This window comes from Granulosicoccus antarcticus IMCC3135 (assembly GCF_002215215.1).
Classification (GTDB): domain Bacteria; phylum Pseudomonadota; class Gammaproteobacteria; order Granulosicoccales; family Granulosicoccaceae; genus Granulosicoccus; species Granulosicoccus antarcticus.
In genome coordinates, this window is the sequence record NZ_CP018632.1 from 2,840,735 (window position 1) to 2,865,331 (window position 24,597).

Consider the following 24,597-nt stretch of genomic DNA (forward strand, 5'->3'; position numbering starts at 1 on the left):
CTCAGCCCATGAATTGCACCGCCACAACCAACAGGATTGCAGCCGGCCGATGACTATGGATCACTCAGACAAGCCTCGCGTCGGGCTGTTCGTTACCTGCCTTGTCGATGCCATGCGCCCTAATATCGGGTTTGCAAGCCTGAAGCTGCTGGAGCAGGCGGGATGCATCGTCGAGGTGCCGCAGGCTCAGACCTGTTGCGGCCAGCCGGCTTATAACAGTGGGGATGACGCCACGACGAAGGCCATCGCTCAGCAACTTATCGAAGCGTTTGAATCTTATGACTATGTGGTGGTGCCATCAGGATCCTGCGCCAGCATGATCCGCACCCATTACGGCGCACTCTTTGTGGATGACCCGGTGTGGGCTGCGCGGCAGCAGGCGCTCTCTGCCAAGACTTGGGAGATTCTCAGTTTTCTGAGTGATGTCATGGCCATGCAAATTGAGCAGGTACGCTACCAGGGCACGGCCACCTATCATGACAGCTGTTCGGGTTTGCGCGATCTGGGCGTTCACGATCAACCCCGGCAGTTACTGGAAAATGTCGAGGGCTTGTCGATGAAACCATTGAAAGATGATGATGTCTGTTGCGGATTTGGCGGTACATTTTGTGTCAAATACCCAGATATTTCCAATGCGATTGTTTCTGAAAAAACCGATGCCATTGCCAATACCGGGGCAGATACACTGCTGGCAGGTGATCTGGGTTGTCTGATGAACATGGCTGGCAAGCTTTCACGAGAGGGTCGTGATATCAAGGCGTTTCACACGGTCGAAGTGCTGGCAGGCATGGCCGATGGGGCAGGAATCATCGGGAGCGACAAGTGATACAGACATCGGAAAAATTTCGCGAACATGTCGCCCATGCTCTGACGGACGCGGACCTCAAGATTGCCTTGACCCGGACCACGGGTCTCTTGCAATCACGTCGCAGGCAGGTCATAGACGAATACCCGGAATACGCCCAAGCCCGTATAAGGGCGCAGGCGATCAAGGATCACACGCTGAAGCATCTGGGGCACTACCTCGAGATGTTCGAGGCGAATGCGACTGCGAACGGGGCGAAGGTGCACTGGGCAGCAACGCCGGGTGAGGCGCGCAGGATTGTGTCGGATATTTGTGTCAAGGCGGGTGCCAAGACCGCGACCCGCGTCAAATCGATGCTGGGAGAGGAGATTGGTATTGCTGAGGCGCTTGCTGATGCGGGTGTCGAACGTATCGAAACCGATCTGGCAGAGCATATTATTCAGCTGGCAGGAGAGGCGCCCAGTCACATCGTGATGCCGGCCATGCACAAGACCCGCGAGCAGGTCGCCAGCCTCTTTGATGAGAAACACGGTGTTGCGCCGGACAGTCATGATGTGACCGATCTGGTGGCCTCGGCGCGGCGTGAGCTGCGCAAGAAATTTCTGAGCGCAGATGTCGGCATATCGGGTGCCAATTTTCTGATTGCCGATACCGGGGCGATTGTTACCGTCACCAACGAAGGTAATTCCGAGCTCACTTGCACGCCACCGAAAACGCATATCGTCACCGTCGGTATCGAAAAGATTGTGCCGGGCATGGATCACGCCACTGTCTTGCTCCGCTTGTTGGCTCGTGCGGCCATCGGTGCGGAAATCACGCAATACACCACGTTCTATAACGGACCCAAGCGCGAAGACGACGCTGATGGCCCCACGGATTACCATATCGTTCTGGTCGACAATCACCGATCCGAAATGCTGGGGACAGACTTGCAACCCATGTTGCGCTGTATCCGTTGTGGAGCTTGTATGAACCACTGTCCGGTGTATGCCGCTGTTGGTGGGCATGCATACGGTGCGGTCTATCCGGGGCCAATGGGCTCGGTGCTGACGCCGGCCATGTCCTCTCTGGAAGCGGCAAAGGACTTGCCCAATGCCTGTACTTTGAATGGGCGTTGCAAGGAGGTCTGTCCCGTCAACATACCGCTTCCCGATATGTTGCGCACCTTTCGTGCACGTCAGTGGGAGGCAGGATTGACTCCGCCGCTTGCCCAATGGGCACTGAAGGGCTGGGGGTTTGTTGCCCGCCGGCCCAGGATCTACCGCCTGGCTTCTGGCTTGAGTGTTTATGGCCTGCGCCTGTGGGCGTTTGGCAAGGGCCGAATCCGCAAGATGCCATTGGCGTCAAGCTGGTTGAAATATCGCGATCTTCCCCGCCCGGAGAAGGGTAGTTTCATGCAGCAGTACAATGCGTCAGAGCATGCCAAGAGGAGCCGCAAATGAGTGATCGATCCGCCATTCTGGGCGCTATCCGCGCAGCCACCAGAGCCTGCGAAGTCCCGGCATCCCAGATTGCCTCAGAGGCTGCCACGCTGGTTGCCGAAGCGACGGTTGTGCAACCCAAATTTGGTGGCGTATCGCTGGTTGAGCGCTTTGTCAGCAAAGCGAGCTCCGAGCGCGTAACCGCCACCGTTTCCCGCGTCGACACGATGGCAGAGGTGCCGGCCAGCGTGGCGGACTACCTCAACCAGCGAGATCAACGGATGCAGCTTGCGGTGCAACCAACCGTGAAGCTTGAACAGCTGGACTGGGCAGGTTTTGAGCGGCTGGACGATCTGGCAGATGATGGGGGTGTTGCGGTGACTCTTGCCGAGTATGGAATTGCCGAAACCGGATCGGTCGTTTTTCGATCAGCTGCAGATGCCCCGGTGCTGTTGACCTTCCTGCCACTGATTCATATTGTCGTGCTTCAAGCCAGCACGATACTGGCGTATCCCGAAGACCTCTGGTCACATCTTGGTGGTGCGGATGCGCCGCAGTCGCGTGCCCTGACTCTGGTTACCGGCACCAGCGGTACGGCAGATATCGAAGCCATCAATGTTCGTGGTGCACATGGACCCAGGAGTATGCATATCGTTCTGGTTACTGAATGAGTTGAATAAGGTCGCAGTTTCGCTCAGTAGTCGATCACAGTTTGTCCGCACTGATTTGATTTGAAGTAGCCCGTGCACGCTATGTCGTTGGACTGATTCGATCACTCCACGATAATCACAGGCATCATCGATATGAAAAAGCTGCTACTCGCCATTCCTCTGGTCGCAGGTGCGTCCTGGGCAGGAGCTTCAATCTATTCGGGAACACAGACTCAGAGCGCTTACGATCAACTGCTGGTACAGCTCAATGAGATGAAGCCGCTCACATTGGTGAATGAAAGTTATTCTGCCGGTTTTTTGAATAGCACCGCAGTCACAAAAGTCATGGATTCGGCGGCCCCTGATGCGAAGGTGCTTTTTCGCCTGCAACACGATATTGACCATGCACCGGTTGCCGTTGTGGATAGCAGTGTGCAGGTGGCAGAGGCGAGAATAAAAACGACGCTGCTCCAGGATGATTCCCTGTCTGAATCTGCTATTGAATTCATGCAAGGTTTTGTCGAGTCTGAACCGTTTGAAATCAACACACAGGTCGGTTATAACGGCGATACCCGCAACCATTTACTTGTGAGTGCTTACCATCATCAGGAGGATGACATAGAGGTGCGTTTTGGTGGACTTTACTATAACGCAGATGTGGTGGGCGACGCCGTCAAGGGCAGGGGGGAGCTCGGTGAAATAACAGTCGATGGTCAAGGCAATTTGCTGACTGTGTCGTCTGGGGTCATCACCACGGATCTGACGCGAATCAGTCAAGCGGTATATGCCGGATTATATGGTGTTGAATTCGACAAGCTGACAGTGTCATCAGATGAGGGAGCAACGTTCGACTTTGCGCTGGAATCCCTTGGCGTTAACTCAGACACCACGGTGGCAGATGATCAGCTGAGCACACGCGCCAATATTCATGTTGGCAAAATCGATAGCCAATTGCCTTTGGACAGCGCATCGTTGGAAGTGGGTATGTCCAATTTGTCCATTTCGGGTATCAAGCAGTATGTGGAGGCGGTCAGTCAGATGCCCATGTCCGATACCATGTTGTCTTCAGACCCAGAGATGATCATGGAAGTCATGTCTACCTTCTTGCCCGCAATCGGTCCGGGTTCAGCGCTGGACTACAAGTTCAAATTCAGCAATGCGGGTGGCGATGCAAGTCTTGATTACGGCATCAGCGTTATTGAGGATTCCTCGCCCTATTATCCCGTTGGCGGTCTTGCCAGCATCTCAACAGTTCGTGATCTGTTGAACATCACCCAGTTTGAGGCACATCTGAAAGCTGATGCCGATGCGATTGATCAGACCCCACTGGCCATGTTCATGATGGCTCCACAAGCACAGCAAGTGATCGTTGCGGATGGTTCAAGCTACACAGCTGATATCACCTTGAAGGAGCTGATCGTCTATATCAATGGCAACCCATTGTCATTGGAATTGATGATGGGAGAGATACTGGATACTCCAATAGCGCAAATCACCGAAATCTAGTTTGTCTATCACTCGAGCGGTGTCAAGGCACCGCTTGAGTCCGTCATCCTTTACGGGGCAGGGGCCGTTGAAGCCTGGTGTTGGTGGTGGGAATCTGTCACTTGCCAGTCATCATGGCGACGGGATTTTTGACATGCAGCGCCATAAAATTGACGGAATAACAAGGCAGGCCGTGCTGCTCGTCTTGCTTACAGCGTAAATCGGCTGCTTTCTGGTTGTGTGCATGAGTCTAAAGTCATGTGCCCTGTATAGGTGCAGTCAGGCCTCCAGAGTGTCAGTCAGGGGAACGCTGGCGTTGCTGGGTTTGCTACTGAGTTTTGTTCAATCTGCTCGTCAGTGAGGTAAGCCCTGTAGGTGTTCTACCCGTTCTATTGCCTTGTATTCAAGGGTTTTTCAGCATAATTGATCGTTCGTCCGGTGTTCTGGCGCGACCTGCGTGGAGCATGAATTACCTCGAATACATCCAGCCTGGCGTCGCTGCCATGCAGGCCGTTGCTGGCTGCTACCTTGTTGTCCGGTTTCCTGCGCTGGCTAACAGATGCAAGAGCCAAGTGGCATAAAGTGTGACAGTAAAGCCCCGTGGGCTATACAATGGGACTATTGCCGGCCTGTGTTCCATTCAGCCGGCAGCGCTTGTGGAGCTGTTTTTCGACAACTGGACTCCGTCAACTTCCTGAGCGCACACGCTCCGACTGCTTTGCCAGAAGTTAGCCTTTGCAGTCTCCTTTGCTCAACAACGTCAGTGCCACCCTTAAGGTAGCGCTATGTTGTTTATTTGTGAAACCAAGAATACATGTCATTTGAAGAACTGGGCCTCTCATCCGAGGTCCTTCGAGCCGTAGTAGAAGAAGGGTACGAAACACCGACACCCATCCAGCAGAAAGCCATTCCATTGGTACTGGCTGGTAAAGACGTCATGGCCAGTGCCCAGACGGGTACAGGCAAGACCGCAGGCTTTACCCTGCCTTTGTTGCAACGTCTGTCGCAGACTCCGATCGATACCAGTACCAAAGGTCGCAAGGGCATGCCGCCTGTTCGTGCTCTGGTGTTGACTCCCACCCGTGAATTGGCCGCCCAGATCGCTGAAAGCGTTGCTAATTACGGCAAATATCTGAACTTCCGATCCGCCGTTATTTTCGGTGGTGTGAGCATCAACCCGCAGATTAGTCAGCTGCGAAAAGGTGTGGACATCCTGATTGCCACGCCGGGCCGCCTGCTCGACCATGCCAACCAGGGAACAGTCGACCTTTCCCGCGTGGAAATACTGGTGCTTGATGAAGCCGATCGCATGCTCGACATGGGTTTCATTCATGATGTCAAGCGCGTATTGGCCCTGTTGCCAGAGACCGAATATCGACAGAATCTGTTGTTCTCCGCCACATTCTCGAAAGAGATCAAGCAATTGGCGACGCGCATGCTCAACGATCCTCAGCTGGTCGAAGTGGCGCCGCAGAATGCAACGGCTGATCGCATCGAACAACAAGTTCATATGGTGGACAAGGTTCGCAAGCGCGAGCTGCTTTCCAAGCTGATTCATGATGAGCAGTGGCAGCAGGTACTCGTGTTTACACGAACCAAGCACGGCGCTAACCGCCTGGCAGAACAACTGGAACGCGACGGACTGTCTGCTGCGGCAATCCATGGCAACAAGAGCCAGGGTGCCCGAACTCGTGCACTGGCAGGTTTCAAAGCCGGCGAAGTGCGTGTGCTGGTAGCAACCGATATAGCGGCTCGTGGTCTGGATATCGACATGCTGCCTAACGTCGTCAACTTCGAACTACCCAATGTTCCAGAAGACTATGTACACCGCATCGGACGTACGGCACGTGCCGGGATGTCAGGTAAGGCGGTATCGCTGGTCTGTATTGATGAAGTCAAGTTGTTGAAAGACATCGAACGATTGATAAACCGCGAATTGCCGCGCGTTGCTCTGGAAGGTTTTGAACCTGATCCAACCATCAAGGCAGAACCGATCAGACAGGGGCGTCAGCAAGGACCTCGTCAGGGCGGCGGTCGTGGTGCTGGTGGCGGCGGTGGCGGTCCACAGGGTCGATCTCAGGGTCGTTCTGGAAATCGTTCTTCCGCTGGAGGCAATAACGCAGCCAACGGTCAGGCAGCATCTCGCAATCGCCGGTCACGCTCGCGCGCGCCCAGTGGCAGGACTGCATGAGCGAACTGCCTCCCTGTCCTCAATGCCAGTCGGCATTTACCTACCCGGACGGTGCCATGCTCGTGTGCCCGGAGTGCGCACACGAGTGGTCTGCTGAAGGTGGTCGGACCGATGCCGATGAATCAGTTATTTCTGATGCCAATGGCAACGTGTTGTCAGATGGTGATACGGTGACGGTCATCAAGGACCTTAAGGTCAAGGGATCTTCATCGGTTGTCAAGGTGGGGACCAAGGTCAAGAACATTCGCCTGGTTGAAGGTGACCATGACATCGATTGCAAAATCGATGGCATTGGTGCCATGAAACTGAAATCTCAATTTGTCAAGAAAGTCTAGTCGTGAAAACGCCCAAACGCATATTGCCACTGATTGAAGACGGCCTGGTCGATGAAGTGCTTCGACCTCTGATGAGTGGCAAGGAGGCCACTGTTTATCTGGTGCGCTGTGGCGACGAAATTCGTTGCGCCAAAGTCTACAAGGATGTTGCCACTCGCAGCTTCAAGCAGGCTGTGCAGTATCAGGAAGGGCGCAAGGTGCGTAATAGTCGTCGGCAACGGGCGATGGAAAAAGGCACACGTTTCGGACGCGAGCAGCAGGAAAAAGAGTGGCATAACGCCGAAGTGGATGCGCTCTACAAACTGCGGGATGCTGGCGTACGAGTACCAGAGCCTTTCGGTTGTTTTGACGGCGTACTGTTGATGGAGCTCATCACCGATGGCGATGGTGAGGTAGCTCCGCGATTGAATGATGTTCAGATTCCGGTCGAGCGTGCCGCTCAGGATCATGCAACCATGATGCAGTATGTGCTGCGTATGTTGTGTGTCGGTCTGGTGCATGGCGATTTGTCTGAATTCAATGTGCTGATGACCGAAGATGGTCCTGTCATCATCGATCTGCCACAGGCGGTGGATGCTGCCGGCAATAATCACGCGCCCACTATGCTGGCTCGGGATGTGGCCAACATCACTCGCTACTACGCTCAGTATGTTCCTGAGCTTGCGCAAACCCGCTATGCGGAAGAGCTCTGGGCCTTGCATGAGGCTGGCGCTCTGCATCCGGATATGCAGCTGACCGGCAAATTCATCGTGGAAGAACACGATATCGATGTGGGTTCGGTGCTACAGCAAATTGACGAAGCCTATCGCGAAGAGATGGAACGTCGTGAGCGCATGGCCGAAGACTGAGGGCTCGCTGAACCCGCAATGATCAAGTGGAAGGGCTACGAGTGAGCCCTGACTCTGAGCTTTGAGGCCGGGTTTATCTGCTGACAAAGCGCACCTGTTCCGGCTGGAACCAGGTGCGTGAAAATTCTGCCGGCTGGCCATCCTGATCACGGGCGAGCCTTTCAATGAAGCCCCACGATACCGGGTTGTGTTCACGCCAGCTGTCGGGTGCCCAGTCAGGTAGTGGGGCGACGCTGACCCGATCCTCTACACGAGTGATACGAAACTTCAGATCGTCACGGTAAAAGCGATACAGAGAGTCTGGCACGGTGTGGGCCTCGATCTGATCCGCATACCGCCCATCTAACCAGATTTCCTCCAGTGCGGCCTCTGTTGTGTCCAGAATCCGGATGCGCCGGAAGCGGAATGCATGTGCCGTATCACCGATAGGCGGTAGCTGGGCAGGTTTTGCCAATCGCTCCACTGAGAGTAGCCGAGCGCTGGGTGCGGCAGGGCCGGTAGTCAGTTCAAGCCTGAACAAGGCATACACATTGGCCTCATCCAGCGAGTTGTTCACATAGTTGCCGGAACCCTGGACGCGCGTCAGTAATCCGCGATTTTCCAGCTCTGCCAGCGCTTTACGCAAGGTGCCCACTGATATGTTCAATCGTTCCGCCATGGAGCGCTCAGGTGGCAGGCGCTCACCATCGGGCAGTATCCCGGTCTTTATTTCGCGTACCAGCATTTCGGTGATCTGATCCGCCAGTGGAACGCGCCCCAGGGTCTCCGGATAGTTTTTTGACAAGGCGATTGATCCTCGGTGAACGCTAGCTTGAACTTTGTTTGACATATTGATACACGATTGATACATTCGCGCATAGTTCTCTACGCAGGATCTCCAATGAGCGTCGTTCCGATCAAGTCAGAATCTCTGACTGCAGCAGAAGTATCCTGGTTTGCCCCCCTGTGCTCGGATGATTACCGCTACCTGGGTGTTCCTGAAGGGGAGTTGCGCAGTAGCTGGGAGAATACATCGCGTATCGTACGGCGCGCTGACGAGCTTGGGTTTCGTAACATCCTGTGTCCATCATCCTATCAGGTTGGACAGGACACCTTGAGTTTCGTTGCCGGCAACGCCCCGCTGACAGAGACGATCAATATGCTGGCAGCCGTTCGCTGCGGTGAGATGCAACCGATCATGCTGGCACGCACCCTGGCGACGCTTGATCACATGTTGCAAGGGCGTCTGACAGTCAACATCATCTCTTCCGATTTTCCGGGGCAGAAGGAGGAGAGTAGTTATCGGTATCAGCGATCCAGAGAAGTGGTAGAGATCCTGAAGCAGGCCTGGACCCAGGATGAAATCAATTACAAGGGAGAGGTCTACGACTTTTCCAATCTGACGACCGATCCGGTCAAGCCCTATCAGATCAATGGTGGGCCATTGTTGTATTTTGGCGGCTATTCACCACCAGCACTGGATCTGTGTGGCGAGCACTGCGATGTGTACCTGATGTGGCCCGAGAAAAAAGAAGTGCTGGCCGAGCGTATGCAGGCCGTCAATGCCTGTGCTGAAAAGTACGGACGCGTGCTTGATTATGGCTTGCGTGTGCACATGATCGTACGTGAAACAGAAGAGGAGGCACGTGAGTTTGCACGCTCTCTGGTGTCGCAGCTGGATGACGAGCAGGGTCGAGCCATTCGCGAACGGGCGCTGGACTCAACGTCTCTGGGTGTTGCTCATCAGGCTAAAAACCGAGATAGTGCGGACGAGGAAGGTTATGTAGAGCCACGTCTCTGGACGGGTGTGGGGCGTGCTCGTTCAGGCTGCGGTGCTGCATTGGTCGGTAGTGCCGAGCAGATACTGGAAGCCATTGAGGAATACAAGGCCATGGGTATTCGTGCCTTCATTTTCTCCGGCTATCCGCATCTGGAAGAATGTGATTATTTTGGCAAGCTGGTATTGCCACATCTGGAGACCTGCTCATTGCCACAAGTGCATGGTCGAGTGCCAGACAGCACACCAGCCACACCGTTGGGTGTGGGAGAGCGACGCTAGTGGCTGCTTGCAAGAGTGCTGAGTTGAAGCTGGTTGAAGAGTCGGCTGACAACGGAGTTGTATGGTCGCCCGAGCAAGGTAGTTCCCGGGACTTACGGCATGTATTCGGACGCTTTGCCACAGGGGTTACCGTTATTACTGTGCAAAGCCCGACGGGACCGTTTGGCATGACAGTCAACAGCTTTGCTTCGGTGTCTCTGGATCCGGCTCTGATTCTATGGTCGGTCGAGAAGGCGTCCGCTCGTTGTGCACTGTTCCGGGATGCTTCGCATTTTGCGGTGAACGTCCTGAGTGAAGACCAGGCATCGACAGCATTGGATTTTGCAAAAAACCCGTACAGTTTTGAATCGATCGACTGGCATTGCAGCGAAGCCAACTTGCCAGTGCTTGATGGCTGCGTGGCCAATTTTCAATGCGAGACGCAAGCCATACACGAGGGTGGGGATCATCTGATTATCGTGGGCAAGCTGATCGAGGCAACTGCTTCATCCGAGGGTTCGCCACTGTTGTTTTATGGTGGTGAGTTCGACAAGCTTTCGACCAGTCTGACGTGAGGTTAGGCCCTGATTTGCCGGAAACAGGGCCATCATTCCCGCGTTGAACAATCAGTAGTATGGTGGAGGCTCTAAAAGTCACCATCCTTGGCGGAGTCTTGCATGAACCATGAAAGCTTCGAAGTTGAACTTCGGGATCGAGTAGCGCATGTCCGTCTGTCGCGCCCGGACAAGCGCAATAGCATGAACGCCCGTTTCTGGGCAGAGCTTCCCGCTCTGGTGAGCGAGCTTGAGCAGGATGGTGAGGCCAGAGCCATTGTCTTGTCCTCCACCGGGCCGCATTTCAGTACGGGTATGGATGTTTCCGTCTTCGCCAGCAAGGCGGCTGACGAGGGGCAGGCCAACGCCGGACAACGCGCGGCCAGGTTTCACGATACGGTGATTCGTCTACAACGCAGTTTCAGTTGTCTGGAGGCTGCCAGAATTCCTGTACTGGCTGCTATTCAAGGGGGTTGTGTGGGTGCCGGGGTTGATCTGGTCACCGCTTGCGATATGCGTTATGCCACCAAAGATGCCTATTTCACTATCTATGAAACGAATCTTGCCATGACGGCAGATGTGGGGACCTTTCCGCGGATCTGCAAATTGATGCCTGACGGTATTGTGCGAGAGCTGGCGTATACCGGTCGTCCCATGGGGGCTGACGAGGCTTTGCAGTACGGCCTGGTCAACAAGCTCTATGACAGTCAGGAGGAGATGGTCGAGTCGGTGCTGAAGATTGCGGCCAGCATCGCCAGCAAGGCCCCCATGGCAGTTTATGGTTGCAAACGGATGATCTTGCATGCCAGAGATCACACCGTGGCAGACACCCTGGATTATGTTGCGCTGTGGAATGCCAGCTACTTCCAGCACGCTGAAGTGGCAGAGGCGATGTCAGCGCAGGCTGAAAAGCGCCCTGGCAACTTTGTCGCTCTGCCGGCGGTACAAGCAGCGGACGATCCTCTGGAAATACCCTGATGAGCAGGCTCCATGTGTCATCCGAAACACTCACAGGGTCCCTGTCGGTGTCTCAAATCGTGTGGCCTGAAGACAAGGACGTTCTGCAGGGATTACACGCTTCTTGGATAGAGCAATACGCCGAGTACTTGGGGCCTGATACGGCTGAGTTACTCGTGGGGCGATTGCTGGACAGTGGCAAGCTTTATCCGGAAAAGGAGGTGCCTGTATTAGGAGCCTATAAGGGGGAGACGCTGGTAGGTGTTGCCAGTCTCAGGTCGTTACAAGGCTTGTCCCTGATTACCATGCTTGAGGTCATGCAGCCCTTTCGGCATCAGGGGGTCGGGCGAGCCCTGGTATCTGCGTTGGATAAACGTGCAGAACGTCTACTTGCGCATGTGTCGATTCATCGTCCTGCAGTCAGAATCTTCTATCAGCAACTTGGCTTCAAGCTGCTGGAACGCATGCAAGTCGATCATGATGGCCACTTGCTGGAATTTGACGTGCTGGCAAAGTAGGGGATTGCCGGGTTGTGAGTCAGACCTCGGAGCGTTCATGCATGCTGTTTTGAAAAGAGCATGATGAACACTCCGATTGTTCTGACGTTGTTATCTGACTTTAATCAGAACTGGCTTATATACAGCGGCCTGATAGTTACTCGGCAACTGATTCGCCTGCTTTCAACCATTCGAAGTCAAGACCTTTGGCAGAGCGGTCAGGAAAGCCTGCCCAGTAGGTATGCTCGTCAGTGAAGTTGCCTGTGTCATCGGTTGCGTAGACACCATCGTTGGAATGTTGAATCAGCTCCAGATAAACCTGCTTGTCAGCATCGTTTTTCATGTAACGATCCAGCCATGCTGTCGCGAAATGCTGTGCGATGTTGTTCATGCGCACGGTGTCCCAGGCTGCATCTGCATAGTGACCATAGGGTGCGTATCCGAGCAGTGGGCTGACAGCGTAGCTTTCAGCAGGAGCCGGATAAGGGGCCGCTGCATTGTGGTTGGCATTTTCGAAGGTCAGCAGGGCACGATCTATATTGACGGATTCTTCCCAGATAGCCCGGACGCCGTTTTCATACAAGGAAACGTCATCCTCGTCGCCTGCGACGAACAGCATGGGGATCTGTACACCTTCCAGTGATGCCGCATCGAAAAAGCCGGCGTTGCGTCCCCAGGGGGCGAATGCGATGGCAGTCTTGATACGAGGATCTGGCAAGTTGTTATGAGTGTCGCTACCGCTTTCATGGATGCCCAGCGTACCGAAGGGAGGACTGAACGGGAAGTCGACCGCGGCTGCAGTGACACCGCCACCGGCGGTGATGACAGCACCATATCCACCCATTGAATAGCCGATGAGTGCCGTGTTGTCAGTGTCCATCAAACCTTGCAGGAAGCTGCCAGTATCGGCGTTGAGTCTGGCCATTTCATCGAGTACGAACAACTGATCCAGTGAGCGGTTACGCAGTGTTGAACCAAATGCTGCCTGCGTGCGATAAGTGGAGTCGGTGTGATCGATGGATGCTACGACATAGCCTTTGGAGGCAATGTTTTCAGCAAGGTGTGACAGCAGGAAGCGGTTACCCGGATAGCCGTGCGAGATGATGACCAGAGGGAATGGGCCGTCGTTGATGATCGGTGCAGCCCAGAGTGTTGCCTGGCCCTGAAGCTCGACTTCAATGTTGGGGTCCCTGATGAATGCCTTGAGTGTTTTGCTGCCTTGAGCACCCGCATAGGCGGGATACCACATCTGTATCGTGAGATCACGATCGTAGGTGGGCAGGGGTTCGGGAGCTGCTGCGGATGCATCCAGTGCCAGCACATCGAGTTGGTCCGGGTTGCTCAGGTAGAGGGGGCGAGTGCCAACTTCATAATTCCCATAGGCTGCCAGCTCTGGCGCATCCGGTAGTTGTACATCGATCCTGTTTTCTGCAAGTGCAGACAGGGTGGCAAAGGGTGATACAAACAGTGATGCCATTAGTGCAATTTTTGCAAATGGGCTGCTACTTCCAACAGCTAGCATGGGAGGTATCTCGTGTGATTGACTTATCACTATTACACGCATTTTCCGATGACACAAGTGTGACCTGAACAAGTTTTCAGCATTCGTTCAATGCTCACCGCGGCTAGGGGTAACTCAGGTTTCCCGAGTCTGACCGTGTTCTCATTTTGATGATTAAAGTGAGTGATCACTTGCAAGTCAGGGTAGATGGTGCTGGCTTTGGAGCGCATCCTGCAGAGTCGTTTCTGCGCCATTCTCAAGTGTCGGATGCAGGTGATATTCAAATCCAGAAAATCTCGTCACGACAAGATGATGGTTCACAGGGCACTCATAGACCCGTTGGAACCACGACTGCTCTACTCCGCGGATCATCCGTTGGGTCTGGCTGTGGCGTTTGATGATAGCAGCGCTCTGCAGGACGAATTGCAGTCGGATCATGCCTCTGCTATCGATCTTGCGGCAGGTATGGAGGTGGCAGAGTCCGAGGAACTTCGCAGCGTTGCGTTCGTCGACAGGCTTGTCGTGGACTTCGACGGACTGAGCAGTCGTCTGGAGTCTCAGGGTATTGTTGTTCACGCCATCGACTCTTCGAGTAACGGCGTTGAGCAGGTCACCAGCTACTTGTCAGCCTATTCGGAACTGGATGCGGTGATGATCTATTCTCACGGTGCGGACTCTGGGTTCACGCTTGGTAGTAGTGTTGTCAATAGTGAGACACTAAGCCTGTATGAGAGCGAAATGCAAGCATGGGGAGACTCACTATCTGCCAATGCTGACCTGCTTTTGTTCGGCTGTGATGTCGCAGATGATCTTGCCGGGCAGACATTTCTGAGTGAGTTGGCCGAACTGACACAGGCCGATGTGGCAGCCAGTGATGACATTACCGGACACGCTGACAGAGGTGGTAACTGGGAACTGGAGTGGCGCTCTGGCGTAATCAATACCGCGCTCCTGGATAGCGTTGTGCTTGACGACTGGCAAGGTACTCTTGAAAGTATCATTGTGACAACGACTGTGGATCTGGTTGATGCGGGGGATCTCAGTTCATACGCAGCCTTGCAGAGCGATAAAGGCGCAGATAACAAGATATCGCTCCGCGAAGCGGTGTTGGTCGCCAACAATGATGCGTCGGTCAGTCTGATTTCATTAAGTGGTGGTACGCCCTATAGCCTGGTAAACGGTCATCTGGAAATGAGCGGCAATTATGTCATTGCGGGGATGGGGGCAGATAACACGATCATTGACCAACTGGATACAGAGCGGGTCATCACAGTACAGCACGACTCGAATACTGCGCTGCCCGATGCGGATATCACATTGACAGATCTGACAATCACCGGTGGTGATACGAATGATGATGGCGGCGGGATATTCATAGATTCTGAATCAACAGTGCGACTGGATTCGGTCATCATCCGCGATAATGTTACTGCTAATAGAGGCGGTGGTATTGCCAATGAAGGGACGCTGATCGCTGAAAACGTGAGGTTGAGTTCCAATGTTTCCCAAAGTCATGGCGGGGGTATTTATACGAACTCTTCCATGAGCCTGACCAGGGTGAGCATTGATAACAATACGGCAAATTTGGATGGTGGAGGCATCTATCAGAAGGGTGATAGCTCCAGCTCCACATTGGATTATGTGACGATATCCAAGAATGAGGCGAACAAGGGTGGAGCTATTGATGCAAAAGGTGACATAACCATTCAGAGCAGTACCATTGTCGATAATACTGCCAATAATGATGGTGGTGGCATTCGGGAGCATGGGTTTGGCACGATCAGTCTTTACAATACCGTGCTTGCAGATAACATCCAGACAAATGGTACCGCTGACAAGGAAGACGTTTTTGGTGATGTTGAATCACTCGGATTCAACTTCATCGAGAATGAAGGGGGTATCAATCTGAAGCCATCGGATTTACAAGGTGCCAGTCCGATGCTCGCTGAACTGACGCTGGATTCGGGTGGCATCATGAAGACACTGCAACCCCTGAGCGACAGTCCTTTGATCAATCGTGGTGGGTTGGTCAGTAGTCAGCTGGATGCAACCGGTCGTGAGATTGATGCCATTCCTGATATAGGTGCCCATGAATTTCAGGGTGTCAGAGGTGTCTTGTACTGGAGCGATGATGCAGGAATTATCTATCGTTCAAATGCTGATGGGACGCATGCGCAAACGGTTTTTACAGCTGACGATAGCATCCTGGATCTTGAGGTGGATGCGGAGAACGGACGGCTTTACTGGCTGGATAGTGATCATTACGTTTGGAGTGCGGCTCTGGACGGGAGTGATGCTACGTCTCATTTTCAGGCGGGATCATTTGCAAGAGGCATTGCACTGGATATAGCAGAAGGGGATATTATTGTTTCAGAGTCATTTATAGCCAGAATCAAGCGTTTCCAGCTTTCGGATGGTTCAAGTGAAACGCTGATCGAAGCCGCACTGCCGTCGGATGTGGAGTTTGATGTGGCGAGTAATACTGCTCACTGGTTGGAAAGGAATTGGAGTGGCGGCCTCTTTGGTTTTGGTAGCAGCAAGCAAAGTATCAATTCCTTGAACTTGACGACCGATGCTACCTCCGATGTTGATATATCGGCGATAACCGAGATAAGCACCGTCAGTTCGCTGGTTTTAAATGGTTCAGCAGAACGTCTGTATTGGGTCAATACTGACGAGGATTCAGACAAAGGGTATGTGGGTGTTCAGGAATTGTCTGGTGGAGGCGTTTCTGCGGTCGAATCGATAGCCACGGTGACGGGCACCGCCTACGATACATTGAACGACAGGCTTATCGTGACAACGGGGTCTGATGGCAAAATAATTTCATACGGTGACGTGCTGGCAGATGGATATGACGAGCTTCATGATTCTGGCATTCATGCAGGTTCAATTGCCTATCTGGCTATTACCAGCGCAGCCCCTGAGCTTGTTGTCAATGACGGTGCCCAGGTTGATGAAGGCTTGGAAGTTACAATTAACGAATCGGTATTGCTTTACGAAGGCAGTGGTACAGACCCTGAGGATCTGCAGTATTCGATAACCTCAGAGCCTACAGAGGGTGAGGTGCAAAAATCTGGAGTCAAGGTATCTACTTTTACTCAGGCGGATCTCAATGCCAACATCATTACTTACAAGAATAACGGTGAGCATGTCGGGTATGAAACCGAATGGACAGACACGTTCACCTTTGAATTGAGTGACGGGGTGTCTGAGTTCTCGAACCAGATATTCAGTATCACCGTGAATGATGTGGATGATGCGACAGAGGTGGGTCCTATCCAGCCCATTTCTGTGGATGAAAACATGTCTGTCGCCATCACCAATGATCAACTGCAGATCTTTGATAGAGATACTCCCGATGCGCAGATCACCATCACGGCAAGTAATCTGCAGTCTGGAGTGCTTGAGTTAAATGGCGTAGAGACGTCCGTTTTTACATTGGCTGATCTGAAAACAGGTGGGCTGCTTTTCAAGCAGGATGGTTCTGAACAGTCTGAGCCGGTGGGCTTCAATATGATGGTGACGAGCGAAGGCGTTACAACGTCGACCATTCCCGTAACAATCGATTTTGGTCAAAGTTCAGATGATGTCCCTGTTCCGATAACCAATATTGGTCTTGCCCTGCAGGAAGGCCAGCTCAAGCCTCTGACGTTCACCGAATTGAAATATCAGGATGACGATACGGTTGCTGCCAGTATCGTCTACACCTTTGCTGAGTTGACGGGTGATAATACGTTTGTGGTGGCAGGCACTGAGCAGAACTTCTTTACTCAGGAAGATCTTGATAATAATCGAGTGTACTACCGTGATGATGGCACTCACGTAGGTGTTGAGTCTACATGGATCGAGAATCTCCGGTTCTCGGTGAGCGATGGTAACTCTACCATCGACGATCAATTGTTCGAGTTGAGGTTCACGAACTTCCCGGATGCCCCGGTGGAAGGAAACAATATTGGTCTGGACTTGACGGAAGGTGAGCTGACGCAGCTGACGACTTCTCAGTTGGAGTATCGTGATGACGATACAGCCACGGCCGACATCAGCTATTCCATTTTTGGTCTGACGGGCGATAACACATTTGTTGTAAGTGGCACTGATCAGGATTTCTTCAGTCAGGAGGACATTGATGAGGGACGGGTGTTCTATCGCGATGAGGGAGATCATGTCGGGCTGGAATCGAATTGGACCGAGGATGTTCGATTCACGGTCGGTGATGGCACGACGATCATCAACGATCTGACGTTTGAATTGAGGTTTACGGCGGTATCAGATGCTCCGGTTCTGAGTACCAATATTGGTCTGGATCTGTTGGAAAATGAGCATAAACTGCTGACGAAAACCGAACTGGAATTTCGGGATAACGATACGGCCACGGCTGACATTCTTTATTCCGCTTTTGATCTGACGGACAATAGTACGTTTGTCGTAGGGGGGGTCGAGCAGAACTCCTTTTCCCAGGAGGATCTGGATAATGGGCAGGTGTACTATCGTGACGCGGGAAATCATGTCGGGGTAGAGTCTAGTTGGAGCGAGATTTTTCACTTTTCGGTCAGTGATGGCAACACGACCATCAACAATCAAACGTTCGAGCTGAGGTTCACGGATGTGCCTGATGCCCCCGTCGAGCTCTTCAATAACGGGCTTGCACTGCTGGAGGGTGAGAACAAGCTGCTGACAGCGCTAGATCTACAATATACGGACGATGATACGGCGCCGGCTGACATTCTTTATACCGCATCAGGATTACCCGGCACTGGCACATTGATCGTAGCCGGTATCGAGCAGAATATCTTCAGTCAGGATGATCTGGATAATGATCGGGTTTATTACCGCGATGAGGGAACCCATGAAGGGGTGGAGTCGAGCTGGACGGAGAGCTTTACCTTCTCGGTCGAGGATGGTGACAACACGATCAGTGGTCAGAGTTTCGAGCTGAGATTCACGGATGTGCCTGATGCACCGGTCAAACTCAACAATAACGGAGTCGCGCTGCTGGAAGGTGAGAACAAGCTGCTGACCCGCAATGAGCTGGAATACACGGATGTTGATACGGCAGCAGCCGATATTCTTTATACCGCATCCGGGTTGCCCAGTACTGGAGAACTGATTGTAGACGGCAGTGTGCAGAGTTTCTTCAGCCAGGACGATCTGGATAAGGAACTTGTTTACTACCGCGATGACGGTACGCAAACCGGGCCGGAGTCCAGCTGGACCGAAAGCTTTACCTTCTCGATCACTGATGGTGACAACACGATCAGTGATCAGAGCTTCGAGCTGAGACTCACGAATGTACCTGATGCGCCGGTCAAGCTCAACAATAACGGGCTTGCACTGCTGGAGGGGGCGAACAAACTGCTGACCCGCAATGAGCTGGAATACACGGATGATGATACGACACCAGCCAACATTCTTTATACCGCATCCGGGTTGCCCAGCACTGGCTCACTGATTGTAGACGGCAGTGTGCAGAGCTTCTTCAGTCAGGAAGATCTGGATAAGGAACTTGTCTACTACCGTGACGATGGCACACATGCCGGGGTGGAGTCGAGCTGGGCCGAAAGCTTTACCTTCTCGGTCAGCGATGGTGATAACACGATCACTGATCAAAGCTTCGAGCTGAGATTCACGGATGTGCCTGATGCGCCGGTCAAACTCAACAATAACGGAATTGCGCTGCTGGAGGGTGAGAACAAACTGCTGACCCGCAATGAGCTGGAATACACGGATGTCGATACGGCACCGGCTGATATTCTTTATATTGCATCAGGATTGCCCAGCACTGGCACATTGATAGTAGACGACATTGAGCAGAGCTTCTTCAGTCAGGAAGACTTGAATAACGAACTTGTTTACTACCGTGATGACGGCACGCATACAGGAGTGGAGTCGAGCTGGACGGAGAGCTTTACCTTTCTGGTCGACGATGGTGACAGCACGATCAGCGATCAGAGCTTTGAGCTGAGATTCACGAATGTGGCTGATGAGCCCGTCGAACTCAACAATAACGGGCTTGCACTGCTGGAAGGTGAGAACAAGCTGCTGAGTAGCAATGAGCTGCATTACACGGATGATGATACGGCCTCGGTCAACATTAGTTATATCGCCTCAGGATTACCGACAAGCGGTAGTTTGTGGGTCAACGGAAGTGAGCAGGATTTCTTCAGCCAGGATGACTTGGATAACGATCTTGTCTACTACCGCGATGACGGCACGCACGTCGGTGAGGAGTCAAGCTGGATCGAAAGCTTTACCTTCTCGGTCAGCGATGGTGACAGCACAATCAGCGATCAGAGCTTCGAGCTGAGATTCACGGATGTGCCTGATGCGCCTGTCGAACTCAACAATAACGGGCTTGCACTGCTGGAAGGTGAGAACAAGCTGCTGAGTAGCAATGAGCTGCATTACACGGATGATGATACGGCCTCGGTCAACATTAGTTATATCGCCTCAGGATTACCGACAAGCGGTAGTTTGTGGGTCAACGGAAGTGAGCAGGATTTCTTCAGCCAGGATGACTTGGATAACGATCTTGTCTACTACCGCGATGACGGCACGCACGTCGGTGAGGAGTCAAGCTGGATCGAAAGCTTTACCTTCTCGGTCAGCGATGGTGACAGCACAATCAGCGATCAGAGCTTCGAGCTGAGATTCACGAATGTGGCTGATGAGCCCGTCGAACTCAACAATAACGGGCTTGCGTTGCTGGAGGGTGAGAACAAGCTGCTAACCCGCAATGAGCTGGAATACACGGATGTCGATACGGCATCGGCCGACATTCTTTATACCGCATCAGGCTTGCCCGGCACTGGCAGACTGATCGTTGCTGGTATTGAGCAGAGCTTTTTCAGCCAGGAAGATCTGGATAACGAACTTGTCTACTACCGCGATGACGGCACGCACGCCGGTGAAGAGTCGAGCTGGACCGAAAGCTTTACCTTCTCGCTCAGTGATGGTGACAACACGATCAGTGATCAGAGCTTCGAGCTGAGATTCACGGATGTGCCTGATGCGCCTGTCGAACTCAACAATAACGGGCTTGCGCTGCTGGAGGGTGAGGATAAACTGCTGACCCGCAATGAGCTGGAATACACGGATGTGGATACGGCGGTAACTGATGTCGGCTATGTCGTGACAGGATTGCCACCGGGAGGTAGTTTGTGGGTCGATGGTAGCCAACAGAATACCTTCAGCCAAGATGAACTGGATAATAATCTTGTCTACTACCGCGATGATGGATCGCATATCGGCGAGGAGTCAGCCTGGACCGAAAGCTTTACCTTCTCGCTCAGTGATGGTGACAACACGATCAGTGATCAGAGCTTCGAACTGAGATTCACGAATGTGCCTGATGAGCCCGTCGAACTCAACAATAATGGGCTTGCACTGCTGGAGGGTGAGAACAAACTTCTGACAGCGCTTGATTTACTATACACAGACGACGATACGGCGGCGGCCAGTATCAGCTATGTGGTCACAGGATTACCGACAAGCGGTAGTTTGTGGGTCAATGGAAGTGAGCAGACATTCTTCAGCCAGGATGATCTGGATAACGATCTTGTCTACTACCGCGATGATGGAATGCATATCGGCGAGGAGTCAGCCTGGACCCAGAGCTTTACTTTCTCGGTCAGCGATGGTGACAGTACGATCAGTGATCAGAGTTTCGAGCTGAGATTCACGAATGTGCCTGATGAACTCGTCAAGATTAACAATAACGGGGCGACGCTGCTGGAAGGCGAGAACAAACTGCTGACCAGCAATGAGCTGAAATACACGGATGTCGATACGGCACCAGCCGACATTCTTTATACTGCCTCGGGGTTGCCCAGTACTGGCATGCTGATTGTAGGCGGCAATGATCAGAGCTTCTTCAGCCAGGACGACCTGGATAATGATCGAGTTTATTATCGGGATGCGGGGACCCATGAGGGAGTCGAGTCAAACTGGATCGAGAGTTTCCGGTTTTCGGTGAGCGATGGCAGTACGACGATAGACAACCAGACCTTTGAGTTGACGTTTACTGATGTGCCCGATGCCCCCATATTGACTCTGGCTGAGAATGTGTCTCTTGAAGAAGGCAGCCAGATCACGCTATCGACAGATCACATTCTGGTAAAGGATGTTGATACCAGCAATTCCGACATCAGGTTTACGATCGCAGCTGTAAACTCCGGACAATTACTTGTCGATGAGGTCATTGCTGAGACGTTCTTCTATGACGAACTTGTTGCTGGTCGCGTCTCCTTCAAGCACGATGGATCTGAACCCTCCATGGAGGCAAGTGTTGGCTTCAGCGTATCGGATGCTACGAGCCAGCTACCGACAGAGACGCTGGTTTTCTCGATAAGCCCCGTTCATGATCAGGCTCCGGTCGCTACTGATCATATGCTCTCAGGCAACCGGGGAGCACTCATGTCTCAGCTGGAGACAGGTTCAGTGACATTGCTGCAAGATGCATCTGATGGCGATGAGCCTGTCGGAACACTGGCGACACGTCTGGAAACAACGGCCTCGCATGGCACTGTCAGCATCGATACTAACGGCACGTTCAATTATCAGCATGATGGTAGTGAAACTTTTAGAGATAGTTTTACTTATTCGATCATCGATGAAGGGGGGAATGCATCGGCGCCGGCCGTAGTCAGTATATTTATTTCCGGTAATACTACTCCGGTAACAAATGGCAGCATCGACTCACAGGTAACGACGGAATTGCAGGCATTCACCTTATCGCTCGATAGTGATCTGTTCAGCGACACGCCAGATGATTCGCTCATCTGGCAGACATCAATGGTTGATGGGTCTCCCATTCCGCAATGGCTTTCCTTTGACAGTACAGATCGCACGTTTTCAGGGACTCCGGGAGACGCTGACACGGGGGAGGTCGAGTTGCGGGTGCAGGCAATAGACACTCATGGTGCTGTTTCTGCGCCCATTGACTTCGTGTTGACAGTTAACGATATTAATCAACCCTCAACTGTGAGTGTCGGTAAGGTGGCAACCGTTGTAGAAAATCAGAAGGGTGCTTTTCTGACAACGATCAATGCGAATGATCCTGACAGCGCTGACATTGTAACTGTGAGCCTTAATGATCCACGCTTTCAGATAGCAGACAGCAAGCTTAGTCTGAAGCCGGACATCAGTCTGGATTATGAGTCAGAGCCAGAATTCGTGCTGACGATTACAGCCAGTGACGGGTCAGGTGATTTGATCACCAGCGAATTGCCAGTTCAGGTGGAAGATGACAATGATAGCCCCGTGCTGGACACTGAGATCAGAGATTTAACTCTGGAAGGCGAATCGCTTAATCTGATTCCAGCTGACTGGTTTTCAGATCAGGATGGTGATGTTCTGCAATATACCTGGAAGTTGGCGTCCGGCGAGGACTTGCCGGACTGGATTGTATTTAACGAGCAGGGCTCAACATTGTCACTGGGTGAGATTCCAGAGAATGTGTCCACCCAGGCAGTTGTATTGACAGCCACTGATGGGCGCGGCGGAGTGGCACAGCTGTTCCTTGATCTGCATTTGCCACTGCCTGTTGTCGCGCCCGCTAACCCGACGGTCGAACCAACCCCGGAGGAGCCTGAACGGTCGTTGGTGAGTGCTCCGCTCGACCTGGATGAACTGGCCTCCAATGTGAGCGTGGAAAGTTCAAAGAGTATTCGGTCAACCGATAGTCCGGCCAGGGATGATGCCAGCAACCTGATTGCAGCTGTGGGAGTATCTGCTACCCGGCTCATCCCCTTGATAGTAGATGTGGATCCTGTCTCTGTGGAAGGCTTGTCAGATCGTATTCAGAGTATTCGCGACACTCGGGTTATATCCGAGCAGATCGGTGACGCATTTACCAGCAAGCGCGTGGATCTAGCCAAGCCCTCCATATCGAATGTTTTTAATGGGGCAATAAATCTGAATGACCTTTTTTCATTTGCCGAACGTCAGGATGTTCAGACCCTTGCAGAGCTGGCGAAGGAGTTTGAAAAGCAGCGTGAGCAGATGGAGTCGCGTGAAAATTTCAACACCGCGGTGGTTGGCTCATCAATCACGTTGAGCTCGGGTTTGTCTGTGGGTTATCTGATTTATCTGATTCGTGGTGGCGCAATCGTCAGTAGCATGCTGAGTTCACTGCCCGCATGGCGCTTTGTCGATCCGTTACCGATTCTGAATTCCATGGGAAGCGGCTCAGATTCAGATGGGGAAACGCTGGCATCCATTGTCAGTCAGGACGCTGGTAAATAGTCCGGGGAGTTTCACTGTTCAAGCTGATAGGTATACTGGTTGGACGCCCGTTTCAAGAGTGTCAGTTTCATGCCTGAATTTTCAACACGTCCCATTGGTAATACCTCCATTGCGGTAACCGAGCTTGGCCTGGGGTGTGCGGCCATGGCCGGTAATCACAGGCCCGTCGAGGATGTCGATATCGCCGGTGCTATTGACGAGGCACTTGAAAACAAGGTCGGGTATGTGGACACCGCGCCATTCTATGGTTTTGGACGCTCTGAGCATTTCGTTGGTAATGGGCTTCGTCACCGGGATGACTACGTTCTTTCAACAAAAGCCGGTCGGTTGCTTGCTCCAGGCTTCCCGACGGACTCATCAGCAGGAGAGTGGCCGGGCAGCTTCCCGTTTCACCAGATTTACGATTACTCCTACGAGGGCGTCATGCGTTCCTACGAGGACAGTCTGCAGCGGCTGGGAGTGAGTCGTATCGATATTCTTCTGTTACATGATATCGGAGCCATGCAACACGGTGAAGAGGCAAACAGGGCGTTGTTCAATGACGCCATGACAGGAGGCTACCGTGCATTGGACGAGTTACGACGAGCAGGGGATATCAAGGCGATAGGCCTGGGAGTCAACGAGCAGGAAGTTTGTCTTCAGGCAATGGAACACGGACATTGGGATGCTTTCCTGTTGGCTGGACGTTACACCTTGCTGGAGCAAGCACCTCTGGACAAGTTGTTTCCAGCCTGTGCTGAAGCAGAGACGTCCATTATCCTGGGAGGTCCATTCAACTCCGGTATTCTGGTTGGTGGAGAAACCTGGAACTATGCCAAGGCACCGGCAGACGTCGTCGAAAAAGTGCGTCGGATCAACGAGATCTGCCAGTCCCACGGTGTGCCGTTGCCGGCAGCTGCATTGCAGTTCCCGTTGGGGGCCACCCAGGTTGCCAGTGTCATTCCGGGACCGCGCTCACGCAGTGATATGCGACAGATCCTGGACTGGTTCCAGCTGGATATACCAGCCAGTCTCTGGAGTGATCTGCAAAATGCGCAACTACTTGCGGAAAACGCCCCCTTACCGGGCTAAGGGATTGTTTCACGATCCCT

The 24,597-nt window shown here is 52.8% G+C and carries 15 protein-coding genes; 13 read left to right on the forward strand and 2 right to left on the reverse strand.

Translation table 11 applies throughout. The features are described 5' to 3' along the window. The first annotated feature begins 49 nt into the window (after positions 1-49). The 7 genes from IMCC3135_RS12350 (at position 50) to IMCC3135_RS12380 (ending at position 7,735) form a co-directional block, all read left to right on the forward strand. On the forward strand, positions 50-826 hold the full coding sequence (locus tag IMCC3135_RS12350; RefSeq protein WP_335589293.1) for a (Fe-S)-binding protein: 777 nt from the start codon (positions 50-52) through the stop codon (positions 824-826). Continuing rightward, positions 823-2,247: a LutB/LldF family L-lactate oxidation iron-sulfur protein gene (locus tag IMCC3135_RS12355; RefSeq protein WP_088917893.1), complete on the forward strand. Its 1,425-nt coding sequence runs from the start codon at positions 823-825 to the stop codon at positions 2,245-2,247. The genes IMCC3135_RS12350 and IMCC3135_RS12355 overlap by 4 nt, the downstream gene beginning before the upstream one ends. Beyond that, positions 2,244-2,897 carry a LutC/YkgG family protein gene (locus IMCC3135_RS12360; protein ID WP_088917894.1) on the forward strand — a complete coding sequence of 218 codons (654 nt, stop codon included), beginning with the start codon at positions 2,244-2,246 and terminating at the stop codon, positions 2,895-2,897. The genes IMCC3135_RS12355 and IMCC3135_RS12360 overlap by 4 nt, the downstream gene beginning before the upstream one ends. Before the next feature lie 132 nt (positions 2,898-3,029). Then, on the forward strand, positions 3,030-4,382 hold the full coding sequence (locus IMCC3135_RS12365; protein ID WP_088917895.1) for a DUF945 family protein: 1,353 nt from the start codon (positions 3,030-3,032) through the stop codon (positions 4,380-4,382). Between the two features lie 793 nt (positions 4,383-5,175). Next, positions 5,176-6,552, forward strand: coding sequence for a DEAD/DEAH box helicase (locus IMCC3135_RS12370; RefSeq protein WP_088917896.1), 1,377 nt, complete (start codon positions 5,176-5,178; stop codon positions 6,550-6,552). Continuing rightward, positions 6,549-6,887, forward strand: a complete 339-nt coding sequence (locus tag IMCC3135_RS12375; protein WP_088917897.1) for a zinc ribbon domain-containing protein YjdM — start codon at positions 6,549-6,551, stop codon at positions 6,885-6,887. Before IMCC3135_RS12370 ends, IMCC3135_RS12375 begins: the two co-directional genes overlap by 4 nt. Positions 6,888-6,889: 2 nt before the next feature. Continuing rightward, complete coding sequence (locus IMCC3135_RS12380; RefSeq protein ID WP_088917898.1) at positions 6,890-7,735, forward strand: PA4780 family RIO1-like protein kinase; 846 nt, start codon at positions 6,890-6,892, stop codon at positions 7,733-7,735. Between the two features lie 73 nt (positions 7,736-7,808). On the opposite strand, the gene IMCC3135_RS12385 is transcribed toward IMCC3135_RS12380, so the two are convergent. Further along, positions 7,809-8,519, reverse strand: a complete 711-nt coding sequence (locus tag IMCC3135_RS12385) for a GntR family transcriptional regulator (protein ID WP_205738016.1) — start codon at positions 8,517-8,519, stop codon at positions 7,809-7,811. Positions 8,520-8,615: 96 nt separating this feature from the next. Between IMCC3135_RS12385 and IMCC3135_RS12390 the strand changes: the two genes are divergently transcribed. The 4 genes from IMCC3135_RS12390 to IMCC3135_RS12405 all read left to right on the forward strand — a co-directional run bounded on the left by IMCC3135_RS12390 (position 8,616) and on the right by IMCC3135_RS12405 (position 11,781). After that, the gene (locus tag IMCC3135_RS12390) at positions 8,616-9,773 is read left to right on the forward strand and encodes an LLM class flavin-dependent oxidoreductase (protein ID WP_088917900.1); all 1,158 of its coding nucleotides are present in this window, start codon (positions 8,616-8,618) and stop codon (positions 9,771-9,773) included. After that, positions 9,773-10,327, forward strand: a complete 555-nt coding sequence (locus IMCC3135_RS12395; protein WP_157735944.1) for a flavin reductase family protein — start codon at positions 9,773-9,775, stop codon at positions 10,325-10,327. The genes IMCC3135_RS12390 and IMCC3135_RS12395 overlap by 1 nt, the downstream gene beginning before the upstream one ends. A gap of 102 nt (positions 10,328-10,429) precedes the next feature. Then, positions 10,430-11,284: a crotonase/enoyl-CoA hydratase family protein gene (locus IMCC3135_RS12400; RefSeq protein WP_088917902.1), complete on the forward strand. Its 855-nt coding sequence runs from the start codon at positions 10,430-10,432 to the stop codon at positions 11,282-11,284. After that, positions 11,284-11,781: a GNAT family N-acetyltransferase gene (locus IMCC3135_RS12405; RefSeq protein ID WP_088917903.1), complete on the forward strand. Its 498-nt coding sequence runs from the start codon at positions 11,284-11,286 to the stop codon at positions 11,779-11,781. Before IMCC3135_RS12400 ends, IMCC3135_RS12405 begins: the two co-directional genes overlap by 1 nt. A 136-nt stretch (positions 11,782-11,917) precedes the next feature. Here IMCC3135_RS12405 and IMCC3135_RS12410 read toward each other — a convergent pair whose 3' ends face one another. After that, complete coding sequence (locus IMCC3135_RS12410) at positions 11,918-13,282, reverse strand: alpha/beta hydrolase family protein (protein WP_088917904.1); 1,365 nt, start codon at positions 13,280-13,282, stop codon at positions 11,918-11,920. Positions 13,283-13,468: 186 nt separating this feature from the next. Between IMCC3135_RS12410 and IMCC3135_RS12415 the strand changes: the two genes are divergently transcribed. Next, positions 13,469-23,506, forward strand: a complete 10,038-nt coding sequence (locus IMCC3135_RS12415) for a cadherin-like domain-containing protein (protein WP_088917905.1) — start codon at positions 13,469-13,471, stop codon at positions 23,504-23,506. 69 nt (positions 23,507-23,575) lie between these two features. Continuing rightward, positions 23,576-24,577: an aldo/keto reductase gene (locus tag IMCC3135_RS12420; RefSeq protein ID WP_088917906.1), complete on the forward strand. Its 1,002-nt coding sequence runs from the start codon at positions 23,576-23,578 to the stop codon at positions 24,575-24,577. The last annotated feature ends 20 nt before the right edge of the window (positions 24,578-24,597 follow it).

What these genes read in the sequence shown, in the direction of transcription:
- IMCC3135_RS12420 (WP_088917906.1), top strand. Translation starts at nt 23,576, where the DNA reads ATGCCTGAATTTTCAACACGTCCCATTGGTAATACCTCCATTGCGGTA.
- IMCC3135_RS12400 (WP_088917902.1), top strand. Translation starts at nt 10,430, where the DNA reads ATGAACCATGAAAGCTTCGAAGTTGAACTTCGGGATCGAGTAGCGCAT.
- IMCC3135_RS12390 (WP_088917900.1), top strand. Translation starts at nt 8,616, where the DNA reads ATGAGCGTCGTTCCGATCAAGTCAGAATCTCTGACTGCAGCAGAAGTA.
- IMCC3135_RS12415 (WP_088917905.1), top strand. Translation starts at nt 13,469, where the DNA reads ATGGTGCTGGCTTTGGAGCGCATCCTGCAGAGTCGTTTCTGCGCCATT.
- IMCC3135_RS12370 (WP_088917896.1), top strand. Translation starts at nt 5,176, where the DNA reads ATGTCATTTGAAGAACTGGGCCTCTCATCCGAGGTCCTTCGAGCCGTA.
- IMCC3135_RS12350 (WP_335589293.1), top strand. Translation starts at nt 50, where the DNA reads ATGACTATGGATCACTCAGACAAGCCTCGCGTCGGGCTGTTCGTTACC.
- IMCC3135_RS12405 (WP_088917903.1), top strand. Translation starts at nt 11,284, where the DNA reads ATGAGCAGGCTCCATGTGTCATCCGAAACACTCACAGGGTCCCTGTCG.
- IMCC3135_RS12410 (WP_088917904.1), bottom strand. Translation starts at nt 13,282, where the DNA reads ATGCTAGCTGTTGGAAGTAGCAGCCCATTTGCAAAAATTGCACTAATG.
- IMCC3135_RS12365 (WP_088917895.1), top strand. Translation starts at nt 3,030, where the DNA reads ATGAAAAAGCTGCTACTCGCCATTCCTCTGGTCGCAGGTGCGTCCTGG.
- IMCC3135_RS12360 (WP_088917894.1), top strand. Translation starts at nt 2,244, where the DNA reads ATGAGTGATCGATCCGCCATTCTGGGCGCTATCCGCGCAGCCACCAGA.
- IMCC3135_RS12375 (WP_088917897.1), top strand. Translation starts at nt 6,549, where the DNA reads ATGAGCGAACTGCCTCCCTGTCCTCAATGCCAGTCGGCATTTACCTAC.